Origin of the sequence: Campylobacter pinnipediorum subsp. caledonicus (assembly GCF_002022005.1) — a bacterium.
Classification (GTDB): Bacteria; Campylobacterota; Campylobacteria; order Campylobacterales; family Campylobacteraceae; genus Campylobacter_A; species Campylobacter_A caledonicus.
The window spans coordinates 1,444,079-1,451,509 of record NZ_CP017258.1 but is presented as its reverse complement, the minus strand read 5'-3'; the positions used below and the strand labels follow the sequence as shown (position 1 = coordinate 1,451,509).

Genomic DNA, 7,431 nt, shown 5'->3' with positions numbered 1-7,431 from the left:
CAAATATAATTTTTGGTAAGCCCTTAAAAAAGGGCTTGTTTTTTATTTTAAAGCGTCTTTTGCGTTATTAGCGAGCGTTTGGAATGCTTTTGCATCATTCATAGCTAAATCAGCTAAAATTTTTCTATCAAGCTCAATACCTGCTTTCTTTAAGCCACTTATAAATCTTGAGTAGCTTATATCGTTAAGTCTGCAAGCAGCATTTATACGAACTATCCATAAACGACGGAAATCTCTCTTCTTCTGACGTCTATCGCGGTATGCATAAACTAAACTTCTTTCAAGTTGTTCTTTAGCTTTTCTAAAGTGTTTGTGTCTCGCGCTGAAAAAACCACGCGCAAGTTTTAAAACTTTTTTATGGCGTCTTCTTCTTACTACGCCTGTTTTTACTCTTGCCATATTTATCCTTTTACAAATCGGCGCCCATTTTAAGGGTCTTTCCCTAAAACATATAAAATTTAGGGGAGTTTTGAATGACTTTTGTCAAAAACTTTAGCTAATTGCTAGTATCAAACTCCTAGCATCTTCTTAACTGCTTTGACATTTGTGCTGTCCACATATTGTGGTTGGCGCAAATCTCTCATACGCTTACTTGGTTTTTTTGTCAAGATATGGCTTCTAAAAGCAGAGCCTCTTTTTATCTTGTTTTTACCCACTTTAAAGCGTTTAGCAGCACCGCGAACGGTTTTCATTTTTGGCATACTAAATCCTTTAGTGTATTTTATGCTGTTTGTAGCATAAGGGATGGATTATACCAAAATATTTCTTTAATAAATTTAAATCTAATATCTTGCGTCAGATAAAACTATGGCGCATAAAACATTTACGCCATTTTTTTCTAAAAAATTCTTAGCTTCCATTATAGTAGAGCCAGTGGTAACTATATCGTCTATGAGTATTACTGGATTTTTTATATTTTTTAAGAGTTTAAAATTTCTTGGATTATTTTTACGAAATTTTAAATCTTTCCCACTATAAGTTATATTGTTTGTTGAATGTAAAGTATGAAACAAGGGCTTGATTTGTTTGGATTTTAAACTTTTTGCAAGTATGGCTGTATGTGAGTATCCATCGGTATTTTTGTCATCTATGGGTATTGCGTTTATTATTATTTTTGGGTTAAAATTTATAGTAAATTTTTTAAAACTAAGTTTTGCTAGTTCATTAAAGATATATCTTCCGTGAATTTTATGTTTTGAGGTAATTAAATCTTTTATTTCAGAATAGTTGTAAAAGCTATAAATTTTAAAGCCATTTATTTCTCTTATATTTGTAGTTGGATTGCTTAGAATTTTTGAGCAAACTTTACAAAATGTAAAGATAGTAAATGCGCCACATTTAAAGCAACGCATTTAAAATTTTGTTATAATGTTTGCTGTTTTTATTGCTGCTTGTTTTACTAAAAGACCTACAAAAAAATCAAACTCATCAGAGTTTCTGATTTTTAGATTTTTAACATATTGTTTTGTGTTTATATTAAAATCTTTATTGAAATTTATATTAGAAATATTTAGCTTAGCTTCAAGTTTTCCATCTAAAGTCTGATTTGTTCTATCATAAAAGCCATCTGTTTTGTTGAATGTAAAGTCTAATCTATATGTATATGGAGATGTTTGAGTTTCAACCACCATTATACCGCGAGAGTTGAGTTCTTGCTTTAAAAACATATAATAAAGTGCCTCCAAAGATGGACTTGAATCAAGTGCTGTTATCTTGCCTTTTCTTTTTGTATAAGAAAAAACAGAAGCATCTTTTCTGCCATCTACAATTCTATGTAAAAAAACTTTTTTAAGCCCCACATTTGTATCAACCAAATTTTTGCGCAAACAGTATTTTATAGCTATGTCGCTTGAATATTCGGCTCCGTTTATCAGCACTCTTCTTGTTCCGACAGAATTTTCTTTTGTGCAATCAACTTTTATTCTCATTATATCTTTAAATAGTGTTTCATCTTTGCTTGCTATTTGAAAATATTTATCTTCAATTTCATTTGTGCTAAATGGATTTAAACTAGCACAACCATAAAAAAACATTGCCATTAAAAAATATAAAAATACAGATTTGATTTTTAGCATTTATTATCCTTTAATCTATCTTTAAAACGCTAAGGAATGCCTCTTGTGGTAAATGAACTTTACCGATAGCTTTCATTCTTTTTTTACCTTCTTTTTGCTTTTCAAGAAGTTTTCTTTTTCTTGTTATGTCTCCACCGTAGCATTTTGCTGTTACATTTTTGCCCATTGATTTTACATTTTCTCTTGCTATGACCTTGTTTCCTATACTGGCTTGTATAGCCACTTCAAAAAGTTGGCGTGGAACTATCTCTTTCATAGCTTTTACAAAATCTCTTCCTTTTGTTGTTGCTTTGCTTTCAGGCACGATTATGGATAGTGCATCAACTATCTCTCCAGCAACTCTTACATCTAGTTTTACAAGATCCCCAGCTCTATATTCGCTTGGTTCATAGTCAAAACTAGCATACCCTTTTGTAGCCGATTTTAGCTTGTCATAAAAATCCATCACAATCTCATTCATAGGAATATCGTATTCTAATAAAACTCTTTCAGGCGTTATATAATCCATCTTTGTCTGAACGCCTCTTCTGTTGTTTAAAAGGGTTATGATATTTCCTAAAAAATCAGTAGGTGTTATAATTGTTGATTTTACATAGGGTTCTTTTATCTGTTCTATTTTATTTACAGCCGGCAGTTCACTTGGATTTTGTATTTTTAGTATTGTGCCATCGGTTTGAACTATTTCATAAGTAACAGTTGGAGCTGTAGCTATAAGATCAAGTCCAAATTCTCTTTCAAGTCTTTCTTTGATAACTTCCATATGCAAAAGTCCCAAAAAGCCAACCCTAAATCCAAAACCAAGTGCTATCGATGTTTCTGGTTCATAGCTTATTGAGCTGTCATTTAGTTTTAGCTTGTCAAGCGCATCTCTGAGGTCTTCAAATTTATCTGTATCTATTGGATAAATTCCTGCAAAGACAAATGGTTTTGCTCTTTCAAATCCACCAACTGGCTCTTTTGTTGGATTTTTTGACATAGTTATGGTATCACCAACCTGAACATCGCTAACATTTTTAAGCCCTAAAATAACAATGCCAACCTCGCCGGCATTTAAAGAAGTAGTTTTTATAGGTGCTATTGGATTTGGATACATTAGATCTAAAACTGTATGCTTTTTATTTGTTCCCATAACAAGAATTTCATCATTTTTTGAAATCTTACCATCGTATACTCTAACTAATGCCAAGGCTCCAAGGTAGTTATCAAACCAGCTATCATATATAAGTGCTTTTGTAGGTAAAACCTCATCTGTAACTGGAGCTGGTATTCTTGAAACTATTGCTTCAAGCAAATCGCTTATGCCTATGCCTGATTTTGCACTTACTTCTATTGCATTTGTGCAATCAAGCCCTATTATGTGTTCTATCTCATCTTTTACTCGTTCAGGATCTGCTGCCGGTAGGTCTATTTTATTTATTACTGGTATTATTTCAAGATTATGTTCAAGTGCTATATATACATTTGCAATAGTCTGTGCTTCAACACCTTGTGAAGCATCTACAACCAAAAGAGCACCCTCACAACTTGCTAAACTTCTGCTTACCTCGTAGCTAAAGTCAACGTGTCCAGGAGTGTCTATTAGATTTAGTATAAATTCGCCATCTTTGTTCTTATAATTAAGTCTTACACTTTGTGCTTTTATTGTTATTCCACGTTCTTTTTCTATGTCCATTGTGTCCATTATTTGAGAGCTCATTTGTCTATCGCTAACGGCTCCGCATTCTTGGATAAGTCTATCTGCAAGTGTGCTTTTTCCGTGATCTATATGTGCTATAATACTAAAATTTCTTATATTTTTCATATACCTACTTTTTTATTTTATTTTTATCTTTTATATTGCCAAAAAATCATTTAAAAAAGCATAAAGTTCAAAAATAGAATTTATACAGATAGTTTGGCAAATATGAATTTTAAAATTAGCTTATTTTAAACTCTTCAAGTTTATACTTGCTTTTGATTACTTTTTTTGTAGCTCTTATGCCATGAGCTGTTCCTATAACAAGTAGTTTTGAGTTTGTTCCTATTAGGGTATCTCCATTTGGCATCGCTGTAAATTTATTGTTTGTATCTAAAATTCCAACAACATCACAACCAGTTATATTTCTTAGGTTTGTCTCTTTTAGTCTTTTAAATCTAAGCCAAGAGTATTCAGGAACTAAAATTTCTTCTATATCTATAGGAGAATCTTTTTTGTATAGAAAATGCTCTAATAAGTTTTCCATATCAGGTCTAACGCTCATGGCACTTAGCCTTTGTGCTACTAGTTTTGATGGGCTTACTACACTGTTTGCACCAAGTTTTTTAAGTCTTTCTGTGTCGTCTTCATTGTCAGAGTTTGTCATTATAAAGTATGGTCTTTTTCTATTTATCTCTTTTTCGTAAAGTCTTACAGATGCTATAAGTGCTATATTATCGGCAATGTTGGAACTTATGGCTATAACACCTTTTGCGCTTGAAAGATGAGTTTTTAAAAATGCTAATTGCGTGTGCGGCGCAGCTTTTATGTAGTATGGATACTTGTATTTTTGAGCAAGTTCCGGTAGGTCTTCTCTGTTATCAACAACTACAAATGGTATATGATTTTCACGAAATTGAGCGCTAAGTTCTATTGTATATAAATTGTGATAACAAATAACAAAATGATTTTTAAGCCTAGCGATTTTATAAAGCATATGACTCTCCTTTATAATAGCTAACAATGAGCCTTTTTTAAATACCTCTACAACAACCCCTATAGAAAATGTAAAAACCGCAAAACCAAGCAAAATAAAAACTATCGTAAATATTCTACCTTTTACGGAAATAGGTGCCACCTCTGTAAATCCAACAGTTGTAAAAGTCATACCCGCTTGATAAATTCCATCTATCAATGAAAAATCATCTATAAATACATATCCTAATGAGCCAAACATCATCATTAAGACAACTGAGATTAGCGGAATTCTAAAAGGTTTTAGTTGTTCATATAACTCTGTATTTAAATTTATTTCTGGTTTTGAGGATGTAGACCAGTTGAGGAATTTTTTAAGCTTCGTTAAAAAAAGCATAAATTCCTCTTTAGTGTTTCATAGATTTTAATCCTAGTTTGACTGCTTTTTCATTGTTCTTAAAGTAGAAGCAGCAACTTTAATCTTTCTAGTTGTACCATCTTCAAGAGTAACACGGATAGTTCTAAGATTTGGTAAAAATCTTCTCTTTGTTTTGTTATTGGCGTGGCTAACATTGTTACCAACCATAGGACCTTTTCCTGTAATATCACATCTTCTTGACATATCTTTTCCTTAAAAAAACAAAATTTAATGTGTGATGTTATCTAAAAAAAACAAAAAAAACGCTTAAATTTATGAATTTTTATTTTTATGGACTTTTAAACCATATTTAAAGTAAAATTACCCCAATTTTTAAAACTAAAAGGTATAAAATGTATGTAGCACCGAGTATATTGTCGGCTGATTTTGGGAATTTAGATGCTGAAATTAAGGCTATTTGTGAAGCTGGCTGTGATTTGATTCACGTTGATGTAATGGATGGTCATTTTGTCCCAAATTTAACAATAGGTCCACTTGTAGTAAAAGCAGTTGCAAAAGCGGCAACAAAGCCACTTGATATACATCTAATGGTGCAAAATAATACTTTTTTTGTTGATCTTTTTTTACCACTAAAGCCAAAGTTTATTACATTTCATATAGAAGAAGAAAAGCACCCATTAAGACTTATTGATCATATAAGACAAAATGGAGTGAGCCCGGGCATTGTTTTAAATCCTCATACTCCAATATCAAGTCTCGAATACATAATAAAAGAGGTTGATATGGTATTGCTTATGAGCGTAAATCCAGGATTTGGCGGACAAAAATTTATACCCGATGTTGTAGAAAAAATAAAACTTTTAAGAGAATTGATAGATAAAAAAAATGCAAAATGTCTGATAGAAGTTGATGGTGGTGTAAATGGACTTAATGCTCCTGATTTAGAAGAAGCTGGAGCCGATGTTTTGGTCGCAGGTAATTATATATTTTCTTCGAATTCTTATGCAGAAGCTATTCGTGCTATAAAGCTTGAGTTTTGAAACATTTAGAAAATCTGTTAAATTTACTTTCAAATAGAAATCTTAGTTATTATGATTTTATTGCTAGGGCAAAACTAGTTGATGAATTGACGGAAATTTTTGATATCAGAGATATAGATATATGGCAAGCTCTGGGACTTGATATATCTAGAAATATACATAAAGTCGAGTTAAATACAAGAGTAAGACCTATATCAGAACAAGAGTTTTGTGTAGTTGATATAGAGACAAATGGTGGTATGAGTAGCGGACAAATAATAGAAATCGGTGCCGTTAAAATTAAAAATGGGGTTGAGATAGGGAGATTTGAGAGTTTAGTTTATGCAAAGGAGGTTCCTGAGAGCATAACCGAACTAACTGGAATTAGACAAGAAGATTTAAAAAATGCCCCAAATTTAAATCACGTTCTTGAAAAATTTAGAGTTTTTTTAAATAAAAGTGTTTTTATTGCTCATAACGTAAATTTTGATTATAACTTTATATCAAATAGCATGAAAAATACCGATTTTGGAATACTTTTAAACCGTAAAATATGCACAATAGAGTTGGCAAAAAGAACTATACCATCAGAGAGATATGGACTTGGTTATTTAAAAGAATTGCTTGGCATAAACAATACCCATCATAGGGCTTTAAACGATGCGATATCAGCTTGTGAGATATTTAAGATATCTCTTAGTAAGCTTCCTCAAAATGTAAAAACAGTAGAAGAACTTATAAGATTTACAAAAAATTCCAATAAAGTTAAAATAAATCAATAATCAATCTCATTTAAAATTAAGCAAGAGTATTGTAAAAAGATTAGTTTTAAATTTATACTTGATGAGTAAAATCCCACAAAAAATAAAAAAAGGAAATAAAAAATGAAAGATTTAACTTCTTTTGGTGAAGCTAGAATAAAAATAGTTGCTCTTCCAAAGGATACAAACTCATCTGGAAATATATTTGGTGGTTGGATAATGTCTCAGATAGATATGGCTGGTGTGATAGCAGCAAGAGAGTTAGCACCTGAAAGGGTTGTTACTATATCTATGGATGAGATTATATTTAAAGAGCCTGTTTATGTTGGCGATTTGATAAGCTGTTATGCAAAGGTTATCAAGGTTGGAACGACATCCATAAAAACACAGATAGAAGTAACAGCACTTAGACAAAATGATGATGGGTTTACAGAATGTGTTCAGGTTACAAGTGCATTTGCGACATTTGTTAGTGTTACAAAAGATGGTGTTAAAAAACCAATAGACCCTGAATTAAAAAGATTACACGGATTTTAATATTATAAAT

Annotated in this window: 10 protein-coding genes; 3 read left to right on the top strand and 7 right to left on the bottom strand. The window is 31.5% G+C overall.

What is annotated here, in order from left to right; all coding sequences use genetic code 11:
• Positions 1 to 42 precede the first annotated feature (42 nt).
• The 7 genes from rplT to rpmB all read right to left on the bottom strand — a co-directional run bounded on the left by rplT (position 43) and on the right by rpmB (position 5,347).
• On the bottom strand, positions 43 to 399 hold the full coding sequence (gene rplT, locus CPIN18021_RS07435) for a 50S ribosomal protein L20 (RefSeq protein ID WP_069633121.1): 357 nt from the start codon (positions 397 to 399) through the stop codon (positions 43 to 45).
• A gap of 110 nt (positions 400 to 509) precedes the next feature.
• A complete protein-coding gene (gene rpmI / locus CPIN18021_RS07430; RefSeq protein ID WP_069633122.1) occupies positions 510 to 701 on the bottom strand; it encodes a 50S ribosomal protein L35 in 192 nt (63 codons plus the stop codon).
• Positions 702 to 782: 81 nt separating this feature from the next.
• The gene (locus CPIN18021_RS07425; protein ID WP_078423785.1) at positions 783 to 1,352 is read right to left on the bottom strand and encodes a ComF family protein; all 570 of its coding nucleotides are present in this window, start codon (positions 1,350 to 1,352) and stop codon (positions 783 to 785) included.
• The gene (locus CPIN18021_RS07420; protein WP_078424738.1) at positions 1,353 to 2,075 is read right to left on the bottom strand and encodes a YajG family lipoprotein; all 723 of its coding nucleotides are present in this window, start codon (positions 2,073 to 2,075) and stop codon (positions 1,353 to 1,355) included.
• 10 nt (positions 2,076 to 2,085) lie between these two features.
• Positions 2,086 to 3,876, bottom strand: a complete 1,791-nt coding sequence (lepA, locus tag CPIN18021_RS07415) for a translation elongation factor 4 (protein WP_078424737.1) — start codon at positions 3,874 to 3,876, stop codon at positions 2,086 to 2,088.
• 115 nt (positions 3,877 to 3,991) lie between these two features.
• Complete coding sequence (locus tag CPIN18021_RS07410; protein ID WP_078423782.1) at positions 3,992 to 5,122, bottom strand: potassium channel family protein; 1,131 nt, start codon at positions 5,120 to 5,122, stop codon at positions 3,992 to 3,994.
• Positions 5,123 to 5,155: 33 nt separating this feature from the next.
• The gene (gene rpmB, locus CPIN18021_RS07405) at positions 5,156 to 5,347 is read right to left on the bottom strand and encodes a 50S ribosomal protein L28 (RefSeq protein WP_069633127.1); all 192 of its coding nucleotides are present in this window, start codon (positions 5,345 to 5,347) and stop codon (positions 5,156 to 5,158) included.
• Positions 5,348 to 5,496: 149 nt separating this feature from the next.
• Between rpmB and rpe the strand changes: the two genes are divergently transcribed.
• The 3 genes from rpe to CPIN18021_RS07390 all read left to right on the top strand — a co-directional run bounded on the left by rpe (position 5,497) and on the right by CPIN18021_RS07390 (position 7,421).
• On the top strand, positions 5,497 to 6,144 hold the full coding sequence (gene rpe / locus CPIN18021_RS07400; RefSeq protein ID WP_078423781.1) for a ribulose-phosphate 3-epimerase: 648 nt from the start codon (positions 5,497 to 5,499) through the stop codon (positions 6,142 to 6,144).
• Positions 6,141 to 6,905, top strand: a complete 765-nt coding sequence (locus tag CPIN18021_RS07395; protein ID WP_078423780.1) for a 3'-5' exonuclease — start codon at positions 6,141 to 6,143, stop codon at positions 6,903 to 6,905. The genes rpe and CPIN18021_RS07395 overlap by 4 nt, the downstream gene beginning before the upstream one ends.
• A gap of 102 nt (positions 6,906 to 7,007) precedes the next feature.
• Entirely contained in the window at positions 7,008 to 7,421 is a 414-nt protein-coding gene (locus CPIN18021_RS07390) for an acyl-CoA thioesterase (protein ID WP_069637621.1), read from the top strand.
• Positions 7,422 to 7,431: the final 10 nt, after the last annotated feature.

Excerpts from the sequence above, each read along its gene's own strand:
- rplT (WP_069633121.1), bottom strand. The coding sequence starts at position 399 with ATGGCAAGAGTAAAAACAGGCGTAGTAAGAAGAAGACGCCATAAAAAA.
- lepA (WP_078424737.1), bottom strand. The coding sequence starts at position 3,876 with ATGAAAAATATAAGAAATTTTAGTATTATAGCACATATAGATCACGGA.
- rpmI (WP_069633122.1), bottom strand. The coding sequence starts at position 701 with ATGCCAAAAATGAAAACCGTTCGCGGTGCTGCTAAACGCTTTAAAGTG.
- CPIN18021_RS07410 (WP_078423782.1), bottom strand. The coding sequence starts at position 5,122 with ATGCTTTTTTTAACGAAGCTTAAAAAATTCCTCAACTGGTCTACATCC.
- CPIN18021_RS07420 (WP_078424738.1), bottom strand. The coding sequence starts at position 2,075 with ATGCTAAAAATCAAATCTGTATTTTTATATTTTTTAATGGCAATGTTT.
- CPIN18021_RS07390 (WP_069637621.1), top strand. The coding sequence starts at position 7,008 with ATGAAAGATTTAACTTCTTTTGGTGAAGCTAGAATAAAAATAGTTGCT.
- rpe (WP_078423781.1), top strand. The coding sequence starts at position 5,497 with ATGTATGTAGCACCGAGTATATTGTCGGCTGATTTTGGGAATTTAGAT.
- CPIN18021_RS07425 (WP_078423785.1), bottom strand. The coding sequence starts at position 1,352 with ATGCGTTGCTTTAAATGTGGCGCATTTACTATCTTTACATTTTGTAAA.
- rpmB (WP_069633127.1), bottom strand. The coding sequence starts at position 5,347 with ATGTCAAGAAGATGTGATATTACAGGAAAAGGTCCTATGGTTGGTAAC.